The sequence below is a fragment of the Chryseobacterium formosense genome (genome assembly GCF_900116415.1).
Classification (GTDB): Bacteria; Bacteroidota; Bacteroidia; order Flavobacteriales; family Weeksellaceae; genus Chryseobacterium; species Chryseobacterium formosense.
Genome location: NZ_FPAP01000001.1, coordinates 899,304 through 920,735 on the forward strand (window position 1 = coordinate 899,304; position 21,432 = coordinate 920,735).

Annotated in this window: 16 protein-coding genes; 6 read left to right on the forward strand and 10 right to left on the reverse strand. The window is 36.7% G+C overall.

Going from position 1 to position 21,432, the window contains the following annotated elements:
- Positions 1 to 20 precede the first annotated feature (20 nt).
- Together BM371_RS04235 and BM371_RS04240 are read right to left on the reverse strand one after the other, a co-directional pair.
- Entirely contained in the window at positions 21 to 929 is a 909-nt protein-coding gene (locus BM371_RS04235) for a leucine-rich repeat domain-containing protein (protein ID WP_034676206.1), read from the reverse strand.
- Positions 930 to 935: 6 nt separating this feature from the next.
- Entirely contained in the window at positions 936 to 2,162 is a 1,227-nt protein-coding gene (locus BM371_RS04240; RefSeq protein ID WP_034676207.1) for a hypothetical protein, read from the reverse strand.
- Between the two features lie 460 nt (positions 2,163 to 2,622).
- Here BM371_RS04240 and BM371_RS04245 point away from each other — a divergent pair, with 460 nt between their 5' ends.
- Positions 2,623 to 3,150 (forward strand): hypothetical protein, encoded by a 528-nt coding sequence (locus tag BM371_RS04245; protein WP_034676209.1) that lies wholly within the window; start codon positions 2,623 to 2,625, stop codon positions 3,148 to 3,150.
- 99 nt (positions 3,151 to 3,249) lie between these two features.
- Here BM371_RS04245 and BM371_RS04250 read toward each other — a convergent pair whose 3' ends face one another.
- The 5 genes from BM371_RS04250 to BM371_RS04270 all read right to left on the reverse strand — a co-directional run bounded on the left by BM371_RS04250 (position 3,250) and on the right by BM371_RS04270 (position 13,592).
- Positions 3,250 to 4,671 carry a sugar MFS transporter gene (locus BM371_RS04250; protein WP_074958535.1) on the reverse strand — a complete coding sequence of 474 codons (1,422 nt, stop codon included), beginning with the start codon at positions 4,669 to 4,671 and terminating at the stop codon, positions 3,250 to 3,252.
- A 247-nt stretch (positions 4,672 to 4,918) separates the two neighbouring features.
- Positions 4,919 to 7,378, reverse strand: a complete 2,460-nt coding sequence (locus tag BM371_RS04255; protein WP_034676214.1) for a glycoside hydrolase family 3 N-terminal domain-containing protein — start codon at positions 7,376 to 7,378, stop codon at positions 4,919 to 4,921.
- Positions 7,379 to 7,711: 333 nt separating this feature from the next.
- Positions 7,712 to 8,590, reverse strand: a complete 879-nt coding sequence (locus tag BM371_RS04260) for an alpha/beta hydrolase (protein WP_034676217.1) — start codon at positions 8,588 to 8,590, stop codon at positions 7,712 to 7,714.
- 429 nt (positions 8,591 to 9,019) lie between these two features.
- A complete protein-coding gene (locus BM371_RS04265; protein WP_034676220.1) occupies positions 9,020 to 11,314 on the reverse strand; it encodes a glycoside hydrolase family 3 protein in 2,295 nt (764 codons plus the stop codon).
- Positions 11,315 to 11,324: 10 nt separating this feature from the next.
- A complete protein-coding gene (locus BM371_RS04270) occupies positions 11,325 to 13,592 on the reverse strand; it encodes a TonB-dependent receptor (protein ID WP_051882771.1) in 2,268 nt (755 codons plus the stop codon).
- 493 nt (positions 13,593 to 14,085) lie between these two features.
- Between BM371_RS04270 and BM371_RS04275 the strand changes: the two genes are divergently transcribed.
- The gene (locus BM371_RS04275) at positions 14,086 to 14,835 is read left to right on the forward strand and encodes an NUDIX hydrolase (RefSeq protein ID WP_034676221.1); all 750 of its coding nucleotides are present in this window, start codon (positions 14,086 to 14,088) and stop codon (positions 14,833 to 14,835) included.
- 34 nt (positions 14,836 to 14,869) lie between these two features.
- On the opposite strand, the gene BM371_RS04280 is transcribed toward BM371_RS04275, so the two are convergent.
- A complete protein-coding gene (locus tag BM371_RS04280) occupies positions 14,870 to 15,499 on the reverse strand; it encodes a chloramphenicol acetyltransferase (protein WP_034676223.1) in 630 nt (209 codons plus the stop codon).
- 126 nt (positions 15,500 to 15,625) lie between these two features.
- Here BM371_RS04280 and BM371_RS04285 point away from each other — a divergent pair, with 126 nt between their 5' ends.
- The 4 genes from BM371_RS04285 (at position 15,626) to BM371_RS04300 (ending at position 17,425) form a co-directional block, all read left to right on the forward strand.
- On the forward strand, positions 15,626 to 16,216 hold the full coding sequence (locus tag BM371_RS04285) for a TetR/AcrR family transcriptional regulator (protein ID WP_034676226.1): 591 nt from the start codon (positions 15,626 to 15,628) through the stop codon (positions 16,214 to 16,216).
- Positions 16,217 to 16,284: 68 nt separating this feature from the next.
- The gene (locus BM371_RS04290) at positions 16,285 to 16,746 is read left to right on the forward strand and encodes a hypothetical protein (protein WP_228423572.1); all 462 of its coding nucleotides are present in this window, start codon (positions 16,285 to 16,287) and stop codon (positions 16,744 to 16,746) included.
- Positions 16,747 to 16,748: 2 nt separating this feature from the next.
- On the forward strand, positions 16,749 to 17,051 hold the full coding sequence (locus BM371_RS04295; RefSeq protein ID WP_034676229.1) for a DUF3817 domain-containing protein: 303 nt from the start codon (positions 16,749 to 16,751) through the stop codon (positions 17,049 to 17,051).
- The gene (locus BM371_RS04300; RefSeq protein WP_034676231.1) at positions 17,048 to 17,425 is read left to right on the forward strand and encodes a rhodanese-like domain-containing protein; all 378 of its coding nucleotides are present in this window, start codon (positions 17,048 to 17,050) and stop codon (positions 17,423 to 17,425) included. The genes BM371_RS04295 and BM371_RS04300 overlap by 4 nt, the downstream gene beginning before the upstream one ends.
- A gap of 148 nt (positions 17,426 to 17,573) precedes the next feature.
- Here BM371_RS04300 and BM371_RS04305 read toward each other — a convergent pair whose 3' ends face one another.
- Complete coding sequence (locus tag BM371_RS04305) at positions 17,574 to 18,398, reverse strand: tyrosine-protein phosphatase (protein ID WP_051882773.1); 825 nt, start codon at positions 18,396 to 18,398, stop codon at positions 17,574 to 17,576.
- A gap of 9 nt (positions 18,399 to 18,407) precedes the next feature.
- Positions 18,408 to 21,326: a TonB-dependent receptor gene (locus BM371_RS04310; protein WP_034676235.1), complete on the reverse strand. Its 2,919-nt coding sequence runs from the start codon at positions 21,324 to 21,326 to the stop codon at positions 18,408 to 18,410.
- Positions 21,327 to 21,432 lie beyond the last annotated feature (106 nt).

The window sequence follows — 21,432 nt, forward strand, 5'->3', positions numbered from 1 at the left end:
TAATGGTTTCTCGTTTTTTATTATTTACAGGTACTGAGATTAATATTTTCTTTATTGTTTCTGGTGATTATTTCTTTATCAAAATCATTATAACAAAAAGTATTGATGTATCTGTTGCCTTCGATTCTTAAATTGGTCAAAGGTTTTCCGTTGGTTTTGATGTTAAGATATTTAATTCTGTTGTAAGCGCAGTCTACATCGGTAAGCTGTTTAAAATTTTCAAAATTGAGCTGCGACAATTCGTTATAGGAACATTGTATCTTTTCAAGCTCTTTCAGATTGCTGAGATCAAGATTTCTGAGAAGATTATTTTCGCAGCGTAAAAATTTTAGATTCTTGAGATGATTGATCGAAAGTTCGGTAAGTCCATTGCTTTCACAGATAAGATCGGTAAGTGAACTCAGTTGTGACAAATCCAGCGTTTTCAGATCATTGGTTCCGCAATGAAGCTTTTTCAACTTAGGGAGACCCGAAAGTTCTAGTTTGGTAAGACCCGACCACATACAGTCAATCGTTTCAAGTTTCGGAAGGTTTTTAAATGAAAGCTGACCTAATGATTTGTTGAACGAACAATCGATATACTCAAGTTTTTTCAGGTTCTCTACTCCATTCAGGTCTTTTAGTGTTTCTGCTTTTATTAAAAGTATTTTCAGATTTTTAAAAATATCAATTCCTTTAAGCGTTAAAACAGATGTTTTTTCGATATTAAGCTGCGCAACCTTTTCTGCTTCATAAGCCGAAATAATTCCGTCTTTATTGGCATCTAACTTTATAGATTGATACGTGGAATCTACAGCAATGCTGTTGTTTTCATTGGCTGAAAGAAGATATTTTACCAAATTCTGGTCTACGATGGCATTCTTTTTTTGCGTTTGTGCATTCACATGAATACCGATAAAAATGAAAAGTACAATATGTAAATATTTCATGGTTTTTTATTTAATAATTACTCTCCAACCCTCACCTTTTCCGAGAAGCATCAGTTCGTTATTTTTTAGAGGAACAATTTTGATAAGCCTGTTTTCAGAATACATCGATCCGTATTTCAGAAATCTGTCATCCAGGAGTTTTCCGTTTAAATCAAACTTCAGGTAAACAGATTCGTTGGAGAATGTTCCGGATCGGTACATTTCGCCAATGATATGCAGTTCATCATTCACGATGGCAGCGTCATAAAGATGTTCAGAAAATTTACCTTTGTCGGGACTGGGAATATAATTAAATTCTTTCACCTTGTCGAAATTCATGTTGAGAACTTTCACCAGCGTATTTCTTCTGCCGGTTTTATTTGAAATCGGTTCGCCTGTATCTTTTACGCCTACTACATAAATGAGATCTTTATTGATGAGAAGTTTTCTGCTCATGAAATCTGCTTCGGAAATTTTCTTTTGCTTTGTCACTTTTCTTGTTGCGAGATCATATTCCAGGATGTAGGTTTTGTATTTGTTGGAAGTGTCCTGCGCATTTCTTTCGTCTACTCCGTTGGTGATGAGATAAAATTTGTTGTTTACCAAAGAAGCGGAATAATCAAACCTGCCAAAAAAATCAAACGGTGGTTCTATAAAACTTATGATGTGATTATCAGTTTTCTGTAAATCATTAGAGATAAAGGTCAGATTAATCTCAAAATCGCGTGAAAAAGCAGATTCGGAGACCACAAAAAATCCGTCCGGAACATTAAAAACAACAGGATCGTGAGTTGCAGCTGCGGAAACCGATTCGTAAACCTTATCCTGCAACACATCGAGATTGTCATTCACCTCACGAAGCCACAGATAAGAACGTTTGTCGATCTTCTTAGAACCCAACTGTACCAATCTGTTGTTATTGATGCTGTAAACGGTTTTCATTACTGATTCTTTGTCGAAATCTTTATTATCTCCGAGAACAGTTTTCCTGATCAGCTTTCCGTTTTTATCAATTTTAATGATGGCTGAATTGTATTCTGCATTACCTTCCTGTACGAAGTTCTGTCCGGAAATAATGTATCCATCCTTTACTTCAACCCCGGCTTTTGCAAAATTATTTTCCGGGGTCATATAATGGGTGTTCAGCTTAAAATCTTTGTTGATGGAAACCGGAGCATTCTGTGCAAAGTTTAATACAGCCATCGACAAGCCTGCAATAAGCTGAGTTTTAAAAAATAGAGTTTTTATAATCATCAATGAATGGTAATTAGTTTTGAATGACGACAAAATTGTAAAAATTATTTAATGTGTGCAAATGATGATGTGTTGCTCAACCACCCCGTCTTAATTTTCTTTGAAAATTAATCCACCCCTCCAATGGAGGGGAATTTTGAATGTGAATATATTGATTTGTCTCCAATATATTGCGGGAGACTTCTGCCAATTATGTTTTGTTTCAAATAGTTTGCGGAAAACAAAGTAAAAGTTGTTTGGTTATCAACGGTTTGTTTGAAACAGGAGGAATTGTGTGGTTTAGAACATTTTGAATGTTTGAATTTTCCGTAGAAATACGGAGGGATTTGAATTTTTGATTATTTATTTTTGAGATTATGGGAAACCGTAATGATGGAAAATAAAGTTTAAATAAATTTAGACTTTATAATAATTCTTCTATGTTTAATTTAATAACAACTAATTTAAAATTTATAACATTATGAACTTCACATTTGAAAATTTAGATGAGGAAACCAGAGCTTTAATGATTTCAGAAATTAATTATGATATAGACAACCAAAAATTGTATTTAAGTAAGAGATTTAATGATAATGGAAATAAACTTTATACCAAACTTTTATTAGATGCAGCGGAATTCGGCAATGAAAATACATTAGCCATTTCACTTAAAGATAACAATTGTTTTGCTGATAAGGAAGTTAGAAATGGGAAAAATGGAATAATATCTGCTAAAATACCTGATACAGCAAATATAACATTAGCAGATAGTGAATTTAATAGGTTTTATATTCGTGCACTTGCTCAAAGGGCAATAGCTTCTGGACAAAAATTAATTGTTTATAGAGCTCGACATTCGGATAAGCCAAGACTTGATTCTGAGGATAAAATAGGTTCAGAAATATTACCAGAAGATTTACTAAAAGATTTGAGAGAAAATATTGGAATTGATACCATATTAGGTTTACCGGCAGGACCTAATAGTGGTTTATCTGTGAGATTAAATTAAATTGTTTTTTTCACTAATGATGTGAATTTTCTTGATCCTTTACTTTATAATCAAAAAAAACCTGCTCAACGCAGGTTTTTCCATATGAAATCAAAAATATTAATGTCCCGATTTCGCATCCGCATCCTGTTTCACATGCCCCAAATATTTGGTACAATATGCCCCAAAAATTAAGATCGCTGCATAGCAGAACACAGGGATAATAAACGATTTCTGTACGCCAAAAATATCCGCCAGATAACCCTGGAAAATAGGAACAATCGCACCTCCCAAAATCGCCATTACGACTAATGACGAACCCTGACTGGTGTATTTTCCTAATCCTGAAATGGCCAACGTATAAATATTAGAGAACATAATCGAGTTGAAAATTCCGATTCCTAAAATGCTGTACATCGCCAGTTCACCCTGATTCATCATCGCAGAAATCAGTAATAATACATTGATGAAAGCAAAGATCGATAACGTTCTTGCCGGAGCAGATTTCCCGACAAAGAATGCCACGAAATTCAAAACAATAAATACAAGGAAGAAAGAAATCTGTGAGAAAGTCAAATCAACAATACTGAAAATCACCAAGAAAACTGCGGCTGCAGCTCCCAACATATAGATTGCTTTTTTGGTCTGACTGATGGATTGATTCAGAGAAATCGCTCCTAAAAATCTTCCGATCATCGCACCGCCCCAATAGAGGGAAAGGTAGTTTTTACTTACGGTTTCATTCAGATTCATGATCTGTGGTTGCTCAAGAAAGCTGATGATAAAACTTCCTACTGCTACTTCCCCACCTACATAACAGAACATCGCAAATACTCCAAATAAAAGATGCGGATACTGAAGTGCACCCAAACCTTTTACTGCTTCCTCTTCCTCACTCTGGAAAGAAGGAAGTTTTACCTGAGAAATTAATAAAGCTACCAAAAGTAAAATTGCTGCAAAGATGAGGTACGGAATTCTCGTCGCTACTGCGGAGAACGAACCATCATCAGCGGAGAAAAATTCAAAGATTAAATGTCCGCCCAAAACCGGAGCAATGGTTGTTCCGAATGCATTGAAAGCCTGCGTCATGTTTAATCGGCTTGATGCAGATTCCGGTGATCCTAAAAGAGAAACATACGCATTTGCAGTAATTTGCAGAACGGTAAATCCTAATCCAAGAACGAATAAAGCGCCTAAGAACAATCCGTAAGAAGAAGAGGTTGCTGCCGGATAAAACAGAATGCATCCGAAAGCTGCAAGAAAAATTCCAAAAAGAATTCCCTTCTTATACCCTACTTTGTTGATTGGATCTTCACCGATCATCGAAATCAGGAAGTAAATGAGTGAGCCGATAAAATAAGCTCCGAAGAAACAGAACTGCACCAGCATCGATTCGAAGAAGGTAAGGTTGAAAAGTTGTTTCAGGTAGGGAATCAGGATGTCATTCATACAGGTGATGAATCCCCACATAAAAAATAAAAGCGTAATGGTAATCAGCGGAACTGTATAATTCCTGCTTTTTGTCTTTACTTCATTGATCATAACATTCATTTAAATTAAAAAAGAGGATAAATATAATCTCTTTTCATGATAAAATCTCAATTTGAGATAATAAATTTGTGGCTAAAATTGTCACTTTATTGTAAATCGTCAATTCGAGTAAAATTCTTAAAGAATTTGTATCGAGAATTTTTTGTTTCATGACCCATTCTCGATACAATTTTTCCACTTCGTTTCAAAAATCACTCGAATTGACGTAGTGCTAAATTGCGTATTTACATATTTTGGATTAAGGTTTCAAATCCTCAAACTTCTCATCAGCAGGCAAAATATGCTGAACTTTCTCCACCACCAATTCTTTAGGAACAGAGAATTCTGCCGTTTGTTTGATGTCTAAAGAAGATGCTCCAACAGAAATTTTATAATTTCCTGCTTCTGCAATCCACGCTGATTTTGCAGTTTCAAATGATGCTAAATCTTTCGGATTAAGCGTTAAAGTTATAGTTTGAGATTCTCCCGGTTTCAATTCTTTGGTTTTTGCATAAGCTTTCAATTCAGATTTTGGTTTGTCGATATTTTTTCCCGGAGCTGATAGATACAATTCTACCACTTCTTTTCCGGCAACTTTTCCGGTATTTTTTACATCAACTGTAACTTCTAACTTATTATTAAAAGTTTTAGAATTCAATTTTAAATTACTGTAATCAAAATCGGTGTAAGATTTCCCATAACCAAATTCGTAAGAAGGTTTTACATTAAATGTATTAAAATAACGATATCCAACATACACACCTTCTTGATAAGTCACATCTTTCGGATTATCCGCAGGAATTCCAGGGAAATTCTTTGCTGAAGCGTGGTCTGTATAATTCACAGGGAAAGTCATAGTCAGTTTTCCTGAAGGATTTACTTTTCCTGAGATTACATCTGCAACAGAATGTCCGCCTTCCTGACCAGGTTGCCAAGCTAATAAAATGGCATCCACTTTGTCTTTCCAGGAAGCCGTTTCAATTACACCTCCGATATTCAGGATTACAACTACTTTTTTCCCTTTTGCGTGGAAAGCTTTAGATATTTTATCCAGCATTTCGATTTCTTCTGTTGCCAGATTGAAATCATTATCCACAACTCTGTCTCCACCTTCCCCGGAATTTCTTCCTAAAGTAACGAAAGCAATTTCTGAAGTTTCTGCTTTTTTAGCAATGAATAGATCATCCATTTTCATTTCAGGAAGTCTTTCAGGCAATGCTAAAATTCCTCTTGCTTTTCTTCTTTCTTTTTCGGCTGCGACTTCTTTTTCAGCGTGAGGTTTATATAAATCAACCAGCTCTTTGTCTAATTTGTAGCCAGCTGCATTTAAACCTTCCAATAAAGAAACCGTGTGTTTGTTGTTCACGCTTCCGCTTCCTGTTCCGCCTGTAATCCAGGCGTAAGATGTTACTCCGAATAAAGAAACTTCTTTCTGTTTATCGGCAAAAGGCAAAGCATTTTTATCATTTTTAAGTAACACCATTCCTTCTGTTGCAGCGCTTCTCGTTACTTCTGCGTGTTCAGCTAGATTTGGCTTGTCACTGTATTTGTACTGTGCGAAAGTCGGTGTTTTGAAAACATATTCCAAGATTCTTTTCACATTAAGATTTGCAACTTCCTGAGATAATTTTCCTGAATCTAAAGCAGCCAACAATACTTTTTTCTGAGCCGGAATTCCTGGCATTAAGAGGTCGTTTCCTGCATTCATTTGTTTTACAACGTCAGAAATTCCTCCACTTCTAATCGATTCAAATCCCGGAAAACCGCCGAACCAATCGGTCATTACAATTCCTTTGAAACCCCATTCATTTCTCAAAACCTGAGTCAACAGATCTTTTGAATCTGAAGTATAAACGCCGTTCACTTTGTTGTAAGATGACATCACTGTCCAAGGCTGAGATTCTTTAACAGCGATTTCGAAATTTCTCAAATACAATTCTCTCATTGCTCTTTCAGAAACGTGTGCATTGATAGTCAAACGGTTGGTTTCTTCGTTATTCGCAGCGAAATGTTTGATCGAAGTTCCCACACCCTGAGACTGAATTCCATTAACGATGGCTACTGCAGTTTTCCCTGAAATTAATGGGTCTTCCGAATAATATTCGAAGTTTCTTCCGTTCAATGGATTTCTCTGAATGTTCAAGGCCGGTGCTAGAAGTACATCGACGCCATATTCTTTCACTTCATTTCCCATTGCTTTTCCAACCTGCTCCAACAAAGTTTTGTTCCAGGTTGAAGCCAAAGCTGTCCCAACAGGAAAAGCCGTTGCATAATAGGATTTTGAATCATTATCTCTTGTCGGCTGAATTCTCAAACCTGCAGGTCCGTCTGCAACAATCGTTGCAGGAATCCCGAATCGGTCGAAAGAATCTGTTCCTCCCGCAGCTCCGGGAACCAAACCTTGTTTTGAATCTCCGACAGGACCTGTCAGCACTTCAATTCCAGGCATTCCGGTTCCAATGAGAAGATTTACTTTTTCTTCGTTGGTCATTTGCTTGATAATGGCATCGATTCTTTTATCAACCGAAAGTCTTGTGTCTTCCCAAACATCTAATTTTCCATTTTTGTTGGAATCTTTAAACGTTTTTCCGTCAACCGTTACCGTTGCATTTTTAGTCTGAGCATTCGCAAACGGCGATGCAGCCAATAAAGCCAGAAATAATCCTGAATATTTTGCTTTTTGAGAAAGTCCTATCAGCGTTGATATATTCTTCTGCATATGTAATTATTTTATATTATTTAATTTGAATGAATTTTTAAACCACAAAAGGCACAAATGCTTTTTAACATTAATTTTAAGCATTGTTGTCTGATAAAAACTAAAATATAATTAACAGGTCGCTCCTCTGGAGCTTTAATTACAAAAAACAATGACTTCCTATTATCAGTTAGCTCCTAATGGAGCTGCATTTATTCCCATCGGGACTTTCTGTTAATAGAAAAAATGTAGTGCCAAAACAAAGCTCCATAGGAGCGACCTGTTGATTTATCCTATAAACATTGAGTTCGTCAATTTTTCATGATTTTTATCGGACAACAATTATTTTAAGGTTTATAAGAACTTGTGGAATTTCAGCCAATCCAAATACACATCCGACCATTTATCAACAGGAAGATTCTGTTTCCCCATTCCGAAACCGTGACCACCTTTTTCGTAGATGTGAAGTTCGGTTGGCTGTCCTGCTTCAAGCCATTTGTTGTATAATAAAACTGATTTTGGAGCGAGTTTCAATTGGTCATCACTTGCAGCACAAATGAATAAAGGTAATGGCGTTGAAGGAATCGGCGTATCTAAAATCTCCTGACTTGGTCCGCCATAGATCGAGGCTGCAAAATTCGGTGACGTTGAAGCATCTTTGCTGTGAAGAACGCTTTCTAAAATCACACTTGCTCCAGCAGAAAATCCAATAACGCCCAATTTTTCAGGATTGATATTCAGTTCCTTTGCGTGTGTTCTGATGTAAGAGATTGCCGTTTTGATGTCTTCTCCAGCCATTACTTTAATTGGAGCTGTTTTTGCGTCAAATGCTTTTCGGTCTTTGATGCCTTCCATCATTTCTTTGGCTGGGTCGTTGGATTTTGTTTCCAATAATCTGTATTTTAAAACGACTGCTGTGATTCCGTTTTCTGCCAATTTTTTAGCAACATCAATTCCTTCTCGATTGATGGATAAACTTTGAAAACCACCACCCGGAGCGACAACGATAACTGTTCCGTTGGCTTTAGCCTTATCGGCTTCGAATAATAACATTGAAGGTTGCGCTACGTTGAAAACAACTTCTGTTTTGAACAATTCATTAAATTGCTGCGCTTCTTTTTGTGTCCAGTTTTCTGTTCCCGGCGCTTTTCCTTTGTATAATGGAATTGATTTTTGAGCATTGATTATGCTTAATCCTAAAAGAAATACACTTGCTATGATTAATTTTTTCATTTTGATTTTTTTTGATTCTATTTTTTTAACGCAAAGAGCGCAAATATTTTTTATACAATTCGACGTTTTTAAGTTCGCAAAGGCGTTCTACTTAGCAAAGACAAACAATTAGATAACAGTTAGTTTGTCATTCCGTAGGAATCTAGACCAAGTATTTAGAATAACATTGCTGAGATTCCTACGGAATGACAAAAATGCTGTTGATTTATCTCGATAATTTTAGCAGCGAATCTCACGCAGCCCGACTTGAGTGGAGCTCTTTTTGTTATTGCGATTGCTGAAAAGTTCAACTTGTTGACTCACTTTCTTCGCAATGACAAAAAAGCGGGAACGGAAGGCGGAAATAGCTGCCCAAAATATTATTTTGAAAGAAATGAGACCGAACATAATGCCCGGTCTCAAGACATCAAGTAACTAATTTTTGATGAATTATTGCTTATGATATTTTTGAGTTCTGGCATCTTTAATCACACCTGACCAGTTCATTCCGTATCCGAAATCGTAGTTGTGACCTTCGGAATCTTTGTGTGTTTCCATATCGTAAGGAACGTCTTCTTTCTGCTTTTCAACCGTCGCCATATTCGCAGGCATCTGAAGGGGAAGCAATCCTGAAGGTTCGTATTTTCCGGTCACAATATCCACAACTGCCTGATTGGACACGTTGAAATTCATCAGAATTGCATCGGCGTGTTTTTCAAATTCATTAAAAATCATCGGCTTAGAAGCGGTGATAGAAACAATGACAGGTTTTCCGTTCATTGCTTTGTAAGCATTTTCTATGGCTAACAAATCTGTGAAATTGGTCGCTGTGGAAGTTTTGTTTTTGAATGTTCTGTCGTGTACATTTGGTGCAACAACAGGGTCTCCCGCTGCGATACTTTTTTCACGAGCTTCGGTTGCCGTGTATGTCTGATATTGAAGAGAAATCGGAAGATAACCGTTTCCGCCTTCTTTCGCGTCGATGTCGCTGTAACCGCCTTCTTCACTGTGCGGACTTTTCACGAAAACCAATGCGAAATCAGCTTTTGCCGGGTCGTCTGTCACATTAAAATGTTTCTTTACTTTTTCGATATCGACAGGATATTCCAAAGATGGTGCGGTGTAAATTCCCCACCAGTTGAAGATTGCAGGAGAATATCTTTTCGGAATGTAAGCCGTTTTTCTTTCTTTAATCGGAAGAATATTGGCTTTGTTTTTCAATAGTACGATAGATTTAATCTGAGCTTCGTAACCGACTTTCATAAATTCAGGATTCCCAACGATTTTCTTGGTTTCTTCAACGTTAACGTAAGGATTTTCAAACAATCCGGTTCTGAAGAAATTTCTCAATAAACGAACCGCTGACTGCTCAAATTTTGTACGATACGCTTTTTCACCGTGTTCCTTTACGCCCATTTGATAGGCTTCCAAAACAGGAGCTTTGTCATTGTTTCCTCCGAATTGGTCAACTCCGGCTTCTAACACTTTGTAATGACGTTGAGCGATTGATAATTTTTCTGCTCCCCAAGGTTTTCCGGCAAATCCTCCCGGAGATTTTGGTTCATCTGCGGTAATTAACCAATCGGTACAGACTACGCCGTCGTATTTGTATTTTCCACGGAGTAAATCGGTGATTAAATATTTGCTGTAGCCATTTCCAACGTTTTCTCCGTTTTTTGTATCCTGATTAAAACTAATCGTATAATAAGGCATTACCGCAGAAGCTTCTTTGGTTCCGCCATTTAATTTGAAAGCACCTTCCGTAAAAGGTTTTACGTGATTCTGGAAATTATTTCCCGGATAAACCGCAAATTTTCCCATTGCCCAGTGACCGTCACGACCGCCTTCTTCAGGTCCGCCTCCCGGCCAGTGTTTCACCATTGCATTGACGCTTTTGTTTCCCCAGCCGTTTTTGCTTCCAATTGTTGTCTGGAAACCGTCGATGTAACCTCTTGCCATATCTGCCGTGAGTTCTGGACTTTCACTGAAAACGTAAGCGATTCTGTACCAACGAGGTTCTGTTCCCAAATCAATTTGAGGCGATAAGGCGGTTGAAATTCCCAATGCTCTGTATTCCTGAGCGGCGATATTTCCGAATTTCTTCACCAATTCCGGGTCGAAAGTTGCGCCCATTGCCAAACCGTCCGGCCAAAGAGAAATCTGTCCGCCAGCTCCTTCATTGAATTCTGCCGTTACAGTTGCTGAATGTCTAGGGTCTGTACTGTTGTTGGCAGGAATTCCCAATCCCAAACCTTCGATGTAAGCCTGAATATTATTGCTCCATTTTGCGGCAATTTCCGGAGATTCTACCGTTGTTACCAAAACGTGACGAAGATTATCTTCTTTTAAAAATTTCTTTTGCTGGTCTGTTAAATCAAAAGCTTTTGCACCGCTTTCTTTGTAAAACATTCCGTTGTATTTTCCTGCTCTGAAACCGTCTGCAGGAGCCGGAACCGATTGGTGACCACTGTACAACATTAATCCTGCAATCTGCTCAACGGACATTTTTGAAGCTAAATCTTTGGCTCTTTCGTCAACTGAAAGTCTCCAGTCTTCGTATTTGTCAAGCTTTCCGTTTTTGTTTAAATCTTTAAATTTATTTCCGCCGACTGTCAGGATTTTCACTCCAGAATCTGTAGAATACCCCAAAACCGGACCTTTGGAATTGGTAACGGTTTGGATATTTTGAGAAAAAGCAGTCACACCCAAAAATAAAGCGGCTATATTGAATACTGATTTTTTCATTTTAAAAATTTTAGAAATTAAAGCTTACTGAGAACTGACCTGTTAATGGCATAATGTAAGTTCCCGTCAATAATTTTCCGTAATATGGACTCGCATCGGTAATCAGTTCAGCTCCGTTGATGGTACCACTTGCTCCTCTTTGGTTCAGGAAGTTGATAACCGTTGCGCCAAGATTGATATTTTTATTAACCGTATAACTTACTCCACCGAAAGTTTCCCATCTTGGAGCGAAATATAAAGCGTTGGTAAGGTTCGCATATTGTTTAGAGAAATATCTGAAACTTGCCCAGAATCTCCATTTATCAACTGTATAACTTGGGTCGATTTCCATTAAAGTTTTAGCAACACCCAACACATTGTTGTCGCTGTAGTTATATGAAGTTCCGAATGCATCAAAATTAAATTTCTTGTAAACCGGATTCTGGAACGTCACCAAATAATGCAAGTTAAATCCTTTGAATGGTTTTAAAACAAAATCCGTTGTCCATCCCAATGTCTGAATATCGTAATAAACTGTTGCAACCTGCGCCTGAGAGCTGTTGGCTGGATTTACAAGATTGTATCGGTTCAGGTTGTTATTTTTCTTCAGATAAGTCGCCTGAGAAATCAGCTGAATCCAGTCTGTGTTCCAGAACACTCCGATTGCACCAAGCGGACTTTTAATTTTATTAGTATTGGGTTCAAAAGCCTGTGAATAACTTTCCAGTCTTCTGTTTTCTTCGGTGTATAAAGCATTTGCGATCACGCCAAAGTTTTTGGTAATGTTGTATGTTGCGTTCAAGCTACCACCAATCTGGAAAAAGCTCTGATTAATCTGATTGAATTGACTTGGATCTGTAAAGCTGAAACCAACCGTTCTTGGTGTCAACGAATATTCTCCGTCCAGAATGTGATTTTTCAGATGCAAACCGTAGCTCAAGTTGAAATTATCAGAAATTTTCCATTCATCTGTTCCATAAACAGACAGTTTATTTTCTGTTCCGCTGTGGTATTCTGCACCGGCATTGTAGTTGTAGAAACCGTCTGCATCTGTATTGGGACCGATTAATCTTTGAGGCTGTGCGCCAACCGTCTGGTAGAAGAAAGAACGGTTTGAGGTGAATTTATCGATGTGATAATATTGCTCCAAAACACCTACGGTAAGGTTATGATTTCCCACCTGTTTGTTCAGTGAAAAACGTCCTGCAACACTCGTAATCGGCGTTTCCGGGGTGTACATTGCCAATTGCGTTCCGACTGGACCTGAATACGCCTGTCCGTTTGAAGCCAGTGTGTAACCAGCTCCCGGCGCAGCATTGAAAATACTTAAAGGAATGCTGTTGGCCATTTTTACTTTTGAGAAGTGGGCTCGAGTTGAGAATTTGAAATTCCAGCCGTTATTCAGCAGATAATTTCCGACAACGTCAATGTTATGAGAGCTAGACCTGTTATCATTCCCTGCAAGGTTTGCAAAATAGGTCTGTCCGGAAAGAACGTCTTTAAATTTCATATTTCCCTCACGCACTATGTAAGAATCTCTTCCGATTTTGAAGTTATCCAGCTCGGTTACCTTACCTTCCGGTCCGTATTCAAAAACCGCATAATTGGTAAGACTGTACGAATCAGCATATTTGTATAAAACCGAGATTTTACCCTTATCGTCATTGAAATATTTGGTTATACCAGCTCTGAAAATCTTTGTTTCATCGGCATTTCTGGCAAAACCCAATTTATAGGTGCTCGGGTCAAAATTGGCGAAGGCACCAACGGTGTATGTCCAGCCGTTCTTAGATATCGGACCCGAAACATTGGCGTCACCCTGCAGCCAGCCGAATGTGCTTGTGGTGAATTTACCTTTGACTTTTAAATCCTTTGTTCCGATTTGAGAATAAGAGTTGACTGCAAAACCAAGATCACCCATTGTATTTGCCAGCTGGTCCATTTTCAGAAGTCCTGTTTTTTCTAAGCCTACACTTTGCCTCCACGTTTTGTTGGGAAGTTCCGGCCAGAAGAAGTATACTGCGGGCAAGTCGTTTTCAAGAATGGTAATTCCACCTACTGTAGAAGGCAAACCGATATTTACGTCTCTTGGACTTGTATTGTTGGCCGCATTCAACATGACGTTTCTGTTATTGTCTTCTTTGGTTGAACTGGTAACCGTTTTTACACCTTCTTCCTGCTTGGTTGCGGCACTTACAGCTTTTTTAACAGCCATGGTATCTGTCTTTTCCTGACCAAAAACCGTAGCAAAGGAAAGAATCAATCCAAGCGCTGAAATTTTTAAAGTTGATTTTTTCATTATCTTTTATATAGTTGTTTCTCTTTTATTTTAAAGCAAAATATATCCTTCATCTGAAGTTTATCAGATGGTATTTTATAAAGGTTTTATAGAGTTTTTAATGAATAATTTTATCTGACCGTAGGAAAAAATGTTAATTTTTTTCTGATGATAAAATTTTGTTTTTTACTTATTTAACCTGATGCAAAAAAGGAATATAAAGTATTCATGAAAGTTGTTTGTTTCTAATGCTTCTATAAGAAGCATTACAAGTCTACACTAAATAATTTTAATAAGCAAAAAAAATATTAACAAAAATTAATATATTATTTAATTTATTGAAAATGAGAGTATTAAATTTGTTTTTTGAAATGATTTATTATCGATTCTATATGAAGCAATGATAAAAATCATCTCAAAAAACTCCCAAAATTGATGTTGAGGCACGAAAATGTATGCTTCAGTTAAATTTTAATGTTAAATTTGTGTATAATGCAGTTACATTTTAATTGATATGGATTCTAAGCAACAAATTTTAACGAAGTCAAATGAAGCAAAAGAAATTTTTCTCCCAAACTTATCTGCAGATCCGGTTATTTTCGGATTTGAAAACAATGGTTTGAAAGTGCTTATGCTTCAAATGAATTATCGACAAAAATGGCTTCTACCCGGTGGTTACGTCAGAAAAGATGAAAATCTGGATGACGCTGTTGTTAGGATTCTAAAAGACAGAGCCGGTATCACAGATGCATATTTGGAAGAATTTGGAGTTTTTGGTAAGCTGAAGCGTAGCGAATTCTACTTCGAAGATTTTGATGAAACACTATTTCATAAACAGCGATTTATATCCATCGGTTATCTTGCCTTGTACAATCCATCGAATACAACTCTTGTAAAAGATGAGCTCAGTGATGCCTGTGAGTGGATTTATCTTGATAAACTCGATGAAATTGATATCGCAATGGATCACCGTGAAATCATTGAAAAAGCATTGCTTACGTTAAGAGAAAAAATTTCTATCAAACCAATCGGTTACAACCTTCTCCCGGAGAAATTTACCCTTTCTGAATTGCAGAAATTATATGAAGTGATTCTTGGTAAAGAACTGAACAGAGGAAATTTTTACAGAAAAATTAAAAATCTGGGAATTCTTAAAAAACTTGATGAACAAAGACGTGGCGGTGCTCACAAATCACCTGATCTTTATACTTTCGATGAAGAAAATTATGCTAAAGCGTTAGAAAACGGACTAAACAATTGGTAATAAAAAAAATCCTGAGTTCATTAGGATTTTCTTTTTATGGTAAATCTAGCTGCTTCTGAAATTCTTCAAAATATTTTGCCAGGTGAAGACCATCTGCCAAACCATGATGCGCCTCAATAGAAACCGGCATCATTTTTCTTCCGTCTTTAATACTGAATTTGCCAAAAGCAATTTTAGGAATACATTCTTTAGGATCGAAATTTGTCGGGTGCAGAATTGTAGTAAAAGAGCTCCACGGAATGGTTGTATGCCTGATGTGGTTTATCGGCAAAACATCATTACTGATTCCCAAACCTTTTGAGTTTTGAACAATATTGATCTGATTTTGCAGTCCTTCATTAAACTTTTCAAAATCTTCAGAGTATTCAAAAAATGAGAATCCAAACGTTCCGTCTTCCCTTCCGATCGTGCTTCCGACATGCACTTCATCAAATAAAATAATCTGATCATCAACCATTCTCAGCTTCAGTTCATCCACTGTATTGATCGCAACCATCGATTTGTAAAGATAATAAGAAAAAAAAGAATACTTTTTTTCTTTTGCATTTTCATACGCTTTTGTACAATCTACCTCTGTTGTAAACCCAAAATACGGACTTTTCATTTTAGAGAAAAATTCAAAATGTTCTTTTCTGTTCCAGCTTTCAATATCTATTATCTTCATTAAATTATTTTTGCAAATTTCCGTAAGATTTGTTAGTTTTTAAAATTAAATAGAAAGAGATTTATCAGGATTCATTCTTCTTTGGTTTAAAATATTAAAATGTGTTCCTTTGTAATATCAATTTATATGAAAAAATCAGAAGCTACCCGTCTTAATATTTTACAAAAAGCATTCGAGCTAATCTATATCAATGGTTATCAAACGACCAGTGTGGATGAGATCATTGCGACCACCCAGGTTACGAAAGGTGCGTTCTATTATCACTTCAAAACGAAGGACGAAATGGGTTTGGCGATCATTAATGAACTCATGATTCCCAATTTCAAAAATACTTTCATTGAACCTTTTCAAAATATTGTAAATCCGTTAGATGCGATTTATGACTTAATGTATAATTTGCTAATGGAAAATGAGATGCTGAAGGTTGAATATGGCTGTCCGGCTTCCAACTTTACCCAGGAAATGGCACCATGGAATATTGACTTTACAAAAGCTTTAAATCACCTCTCGTTACAATGGGAAAATACAATGATCGAAGCTGTTGAAAAAGGAAAACAAAATGGTTTGGTAAAAACTGAAGTTGATGCCAAAGAAGTGGCAATTTTTGTGTTGTCTGGTTATTGGGGGGTAAGAAATTTAGGTAAATTAGAAAATTCTAAATCGGTTTATCTGGTTTATTTAAAAGGACTTAAAGCATATTTTGATAATTTGAAATAATTTTTTTCATTAAAAACATACTAATTGGTATGTTTTATTTTAACTTTGTCACATTATTAAAAAGATTAATGATGTATCAGACTTTGACCTTCCTGCACTCCACTTTTCGGTGGCTGGTTTTACTGAGCTTAGTTTATTCAATATTCAGAGCTTACAAAGGGTATTTTTCCCAAAAAGAATTTTCAAAAACAGATAATTTGGTAAGACACTGGACGGCGACAATTGCCCATATTCAATTGGTTTTAGGAATAACTTTGTACTCACAAAGCCCGATCATCAAATACTTTTGGAAGAATTTTGATGAAGCTAAAGAATCTTTAGATCTTTTATTTTTTGGATTGATTCATATTTTCCTGATGCTGTTTTCCATTGTTTTAATTACACTTGGTTCATCAATTTCAAAACGAAAAATGACTGATAAAAAGAAGTTTAAAACGATGTTGATTTATTTCATTATTGCTTTGGTAATTATTTTCATCGCCATTCCGTGGCCATTCTCCCCTTTTGCAAACAGACCTTATTTCAGATAATTATGATTGATTTATTTAAAACTAAAATCGGACGGTTAAGAATTATTGCGATTCTTGAAGGAATTTCATTATTAACCTTAGTATTCATCGCAGTTCCGTTAAAATATGGATTTGATAATCCGGCACTTGTAAAAATGATGGGACCAATTCACGGTTCACTATTTCTACTTTTTTTATTTAATACATTAAGTGTCGGAGTCGAACAAAACTGGAAGTTTAAAGACACAACCTGGAAAGTTCTTTTGGCATGCATTATTCCGTTCGGAACATTTTATATTGACAGAAAAATTTTAAGCAAACTATGAAGAATCTATTAATTTTATGCGGAATCATTCTTGCCATTTATGTAGTGTACAGGATTTATAAATATCAGACTTTAGATGAAGGTTTAGATAAACTCATAAAAAACGGAGCAATCATTCTCGACGTAAGAACTGAAAAAGAATACAAAACCGGTCATATTGCTGGTTCACAAAATATTTCTTTAGGTGAAATTCGAGAGAGGTACACAGAACTTGATAAAAATAAAACCTACATCACCGTTTGTTCTCACGGTTTAAGAAGTGTAAAAGTGGAGAATATTTTAAAGGAAAAAGGCTTTAAACATATTCATAACGGTGGAGCCTGGAGCGATTTGCAGAAAAGTTTCAATTTCCAGATCTCTGAAGATAAAAAATAAGCCATCTCAATCTGAGACAGCCTATTTTATTTAAATCTAACTGAGTATTTGAAAAGTGAATTGTTAATTTTACTTTGTAAGTCAATTGTGAATTTTAAAGCTTCATATAAAAATTGACAAGCAAAGCGAACTGACCATTCACAATTGATTATTTTACATATTTCTGTTTTAAAGTCGCAATTTCTCTCGGTCCCATTCCCATTTCTACCTGAAAGAAATTTTCTGTGCTTCCGTATTTTTTGTTGATGGCTGCGAAGAAATTTCTGATCAGTTCCGGTCTTAATTCCATTTGCTGTTTAATTTCGGCTTCCGTTAATCCCGACATTTTTGATAATCCGGAATACATTCCTTTCATCGTTGGATTTTTAGCTAAATAATAATTGGAAGCCACATAATCATTTTCAATCACATCCTGTGGAACTCCTAAAATTTTTAAGAACAATGCCGAAGCCATTCCCGTTCTGTCGCGACCTCCTGTACAATGGAAAAGCAAAGCTTCATCAGATTTTAATGTTAAAAGCTGAACGAATAACGACCTGTATCTTTCCCCGAAATACGGAAGTCCACCTTCTCCATACATATCAAAAAGGAAGTTTTTATCTTTCAGGAATTTCGCCATATCCTGCGCAGTCGGAAGATTGTTGCTTCCCGCCGGACAAAGAAGATAATTTGTGTTTTGCGGAAGTCTGTCCGGAGCTTTTTTTGCTTCTTCAATTCCTCTGAAATCCACTACGGTTACGATTTTTTTATCCTTGAAAGTTTTTAAATCCTTATCCGATAATTTATCAATCGCATCACTTCTGAATACTTTTCCAAGCGTAACCTCTTTTCCGTCAGCCGTTTTATAACCTCCCGTATCCCTGAAATTGTATGCGCCTTCCATTTTTACAACACGACTAAGGCTGTCTGTAATTTGTGCATTTGCTGTTACTCCGAACGCGATAATAGCCATTGTTAATCCTAATTTTTTCATATATAAATTTTAAAATATTTGCCAGCGAATCCCCATTTGTCCTCTGCTTCCGTACCATTCGTTAGAAGTGATTCTCTTTTTATTGTCACCCATATAAAGTCTTAGGCTCTCGTTGCTTAGATTGTTTAGTTCAATAAATAATTTAACTTTTTTGCTGATGTCGTAGCTTGCAGAAAAATCGATGGTGAAATTTTTATCCGACCAGATGTAATATTCAGGACCAAGTTTTTCATTAATAGTTTCAACAGATTTTCCCCTGTAATTTCCGGCAAGACGGATCATTACTTTATTACTTTCATAATAAAGAATTGCGTTGAAAAGATTTTTAGACTGGTTCGGAAGCGAAGTTCTGTCTGTTGTAATTAAATTTCCGCCTGCATCTGTCCTCGCCACATCAACTTTAGAATCGATATAGGTATAGTTAAATTCAACCCCGAAACCGTTCCAAAAGCCTGGTAAGAAATCAAGACGCTTATTAATTCCCATTTCAAAACCAAGAAGATCAGATTCTTTAAGATTTTTCGCCTGGGTGATCATATAATCCGTACCATTAAGATTCGTTATGGAAGTATCCTGGAAAACAATGTCCGAAATCTTTTTGTAGAAAACACCTCCGGAAAGAATCCCGATATTGTTGAAGTAATACTCACCCATCAAATCAAAATTATGACTGAACGTCGGCTTCAGATCGGGATTTCCTCTTGTAATTCTGTTTGGAGTTGTGGTATTATCGATGCTTGACCCCGGCGACATATCCCCAAAATTCGGTCTGATGAATGATTTTGTATAAGCAAACCTTAAACTCGTTTTTGGTGAAAAGTTATACCGTAAATGAAGCATAGGAAGAAAAGCATTATAGTTACTTTCCACAACCGACGGACTGATTACCGTTGTTGCAGGCGTTCCTTCTTTTGTTGCTTTTGATCCGTATAAACTCAATCTTGTGGTTTCATTTCTAAAACCTCCGACAATTTTAAATTTATCGCTTGCCTTGATTTCCGCCATTGCATAGGCTGCAAAAACGTTTTCTTCTCCGGTATAGACGCTCGTTGCATTCGTTTCTGCGTTTGAAAGGTCTCTGAAACCGTTTTGCTGTAAAAAGGCAGGAGAATACATCTGGAACAACTGATCTTTCGTCGGCGGATTCATGATGTACGAATTATAATTCCCATTCATTCCGTTCAGGAAATCTGTTCCTTGTGGTGCATCCGTAGTAGATAATTGAGACAAAGCCAGCAAAGCCGGAGAATTCGGAACCCCTAAAGCAGCATTGGGAATATAAACCGCATTGTAACCATAAGTGCTGTTTCTGTCTTTTTCACGGTATTTTGCTCCGATTTTTAAGGTAATATTGGAATTGATATCATATTTTAGATTTAGTCTCGCAATTTTATCTCTCTCGTTATTGTCTAACTTTGCAATGACCAATTGAGAAAGCAATAATTTATCTGCACTCATGGTTTCATTTGGATTGGCTGTATCAGAACTGTAATCAAGATATTCTCCTCCGACTCCGTTTGGTGAATCAAATCCCCAGTAACGCTTTCCGTCGCTTGAAAGATTGGTAAATCCACCCGTAATTTTTTGTCTGAAAGTAGCAATAGGAAGTCCTTTGATTTCGCTTGTCGGCGGAGTATCAAGGTAATATTTTGCCTGATAATCGCTTAACATCCAGTCTAAGCTCAATTTTTTAGAAAGAGAATGCTCACCACCTAATTCCATTCCATATAATTCGGTCTGATAATGAGAATACCTGAAATTATACTGATAACGGCTGTTGTTGTAATCTACATATGATTCGTAAACCGGACGAATATCATCAAACTTATTGAACATTCCACGGAAATAGATTTTATTATTGGCATTAAATTTATATTCCAGTCCGCCATTCAAACCGATTGTTCTTCTTGTTCCCATATATCTTTTCATCATGATGGTACTGATCGACTTTTTCTCAATATCATTGGCCGCAGCCGTATTGTAAGTAGCATCAAAAGAATCTGCTCCCCACTGCCTGTCCCAGATTGCACCGGAAAGAATTACCCCTAATTTATTTTTGAAAAAACGGTCTCCGTAAACAATTGATCCGTTGTACGTTGCATTTTGGGAAAAGGTATTATACCCTCCTGCCCCGCTTACACTTAAAGTTTTCTTGGCTGGAGTTGTTCTTGTAATGAAATTGATGCTTCCACCGATCGCGTCACCATCCATATCTGGAGTTACGGCTTTTGAAATCTGTACAAACTGAATCAGTTCCGAAGGCACAACGTCTAAAACGAAAGATCTGTTTCCTAAAACATTCGCACTGGGAAGACGGTTTCCGTTGAATAAGGCAGAAGTCCACGCAAAAGGAGTTCCGCGAACAGTCGCCTGATCTGCTTCACCATGATACCTCGCCACCGCAACTCCCTGCACTCTCTGTACGGCTTCAGCTGCATTTCTGTCCGGAAGTTTACCAATCGCATCGGCTGCAATAACCTCCATGATGGCGTTGTTATTTTTCTTGATTTCATAGGCTTTTGCCTGCGTTAGAGCATTCGGTCTTGAAATTACAACCTGTTCAATATCCTTTGTTTTATCCTTGCTTTGTTTTTCTTCAGGAGCAATCGTAATGTAGCCGACATCGTTAGTTCCTTCTTTTATGGTAACCGGAAAAATTTTTGTTTCATACCCAAGATATTCAACTTTAATGTTGATGTCTCCCAACTTTGGTGAAAGAATATTGAAATCTCCGTCCAATGAAGAAATGGCTTTCGCATCAGCATCTATAATCGAAATATTGGCTCCGGGAAGTGCGCCGTTTATTTTGCCGACAATTGTACCCTTAATTGTTTGTGCATGTATGGCTCCAAAAGATGTCATCAGGAAAAATGCAGATATCTGAATGATTCTCGACTTATTTTTTGAAAAACCAATAGAATTGTTCATAGATTTATTTTTGATGCAAATTTCGTTAGCTGAGAATATGTATTCGTCCGAAGGAAAAAACCATACGTCTAAACGTGTCACTCGTTGGTTTTGTGTATTTAATTAA

Coding starts and splice junctions, on each gene's coding strand:
- BM371_RS04300 (WP_034676231.1), top strand. CDS start 17,048: ATGAAGAATCTATTAATTTTATGCGGAATCATTCTTGCCATTTATGTA.
- BM371_RS04285 (WP_034676226.1), top strand. CDS start 15,626: ATGAAAAAATCAGAAGCTACCCGTCTTAATATTTTACAAAAAGCATTC.
- BM371_RS04250 (WP_074958535.1), bottom strand. CDS start 4,671: ATGATCAATGAAGTAAAGACAAAAAGCAGGAATTATACAGTTCCGCTG.
- BM371_RS04295 (WP_034676229.1), top strand. CDS start 16,749: ATGATTGATTTATTTAAAACTAAAATCGGACGGTTAAGAATTATTGCG.
- BM371_RS04275 (WP_034676221.1), top strand. CDS start 14,086: ATGGATTCTAAGCAACAAATTTTAACGAAGTCAAATGAAGCAAAAGAA.
- BM371_RS04305 (WP_051882773.1), bottom strand. CDS start 18,398: ATGAAAAAATTAGGATTAACAATGGCTATTATCGCGTTCGGAGTAACA.
- BM371_RS04270 (WP_051882771.1), bottom strand. CDS start 13,592: ATGAAAAAATCAACTTTAAAAATTTCAGCGCTTGGATTGATTCTTTCC.
- BM371_RS04265 (WP_034676220.1), bottom strand. CDS start 11,314: ATGAAAAAATCAGTATTCAATATAGCCGCTTTATTTTTGGGTGTGACT.
- BM371_RS04310 (WP_034676235.1), bottom strand. CDS start 21,326: ATGAACAATTCTATTGGTTTTTCAAAAAATAAGTCGAGAATCATTCAG.
- BM371_RS04255 (WP_034676214.1), bottom strand. CDS start 7,378: ATGCAGAAGAATATATCAACGCTGATAGGACTTTCTCAAAAAGCAAAA.
- BM371_RS04290 (WP_228423572.1), top strand. CDS start 16,285: ATGATGTATCAGACTTTGACCTTCCTGCACTCCACTTTTCGGTGGCTG.
- BM371_RS04280 (WP_034676223.1), bottom strand. CDS start 15,499: ATGAAGATAATAGATATTGAAAGCTGGAACAGAAAAGAACATTTTGAA.
- BM371_RS04240 (WP_034676207.1), bottom strand. CDS start 2,162: ATGATTATAAAAACTCTATTTTTTAAAACTCAGCTTATTGCAGGCTTG.
- BM371_RS04235 (WP_034676206.1), bottom strand. CDS start 929: ATGAAATATTTACATATTGTACTTTTCATTTTTATCGGTATTCATGTG.
- BM371_RS04245 (WP_034676209.1), top strand. CDS start 2,623: ATGAACTTCACATTTGAAAATTTAGATGAGGAAACCAGAGCTTTAATG.
- BM371_RS04260 (WP_034676217.1), bottom strand. CDS start 8,590: ATGAAAAAATTAATCATAGCAAGTGTATTTCTTTTAGGATTAAGCATA.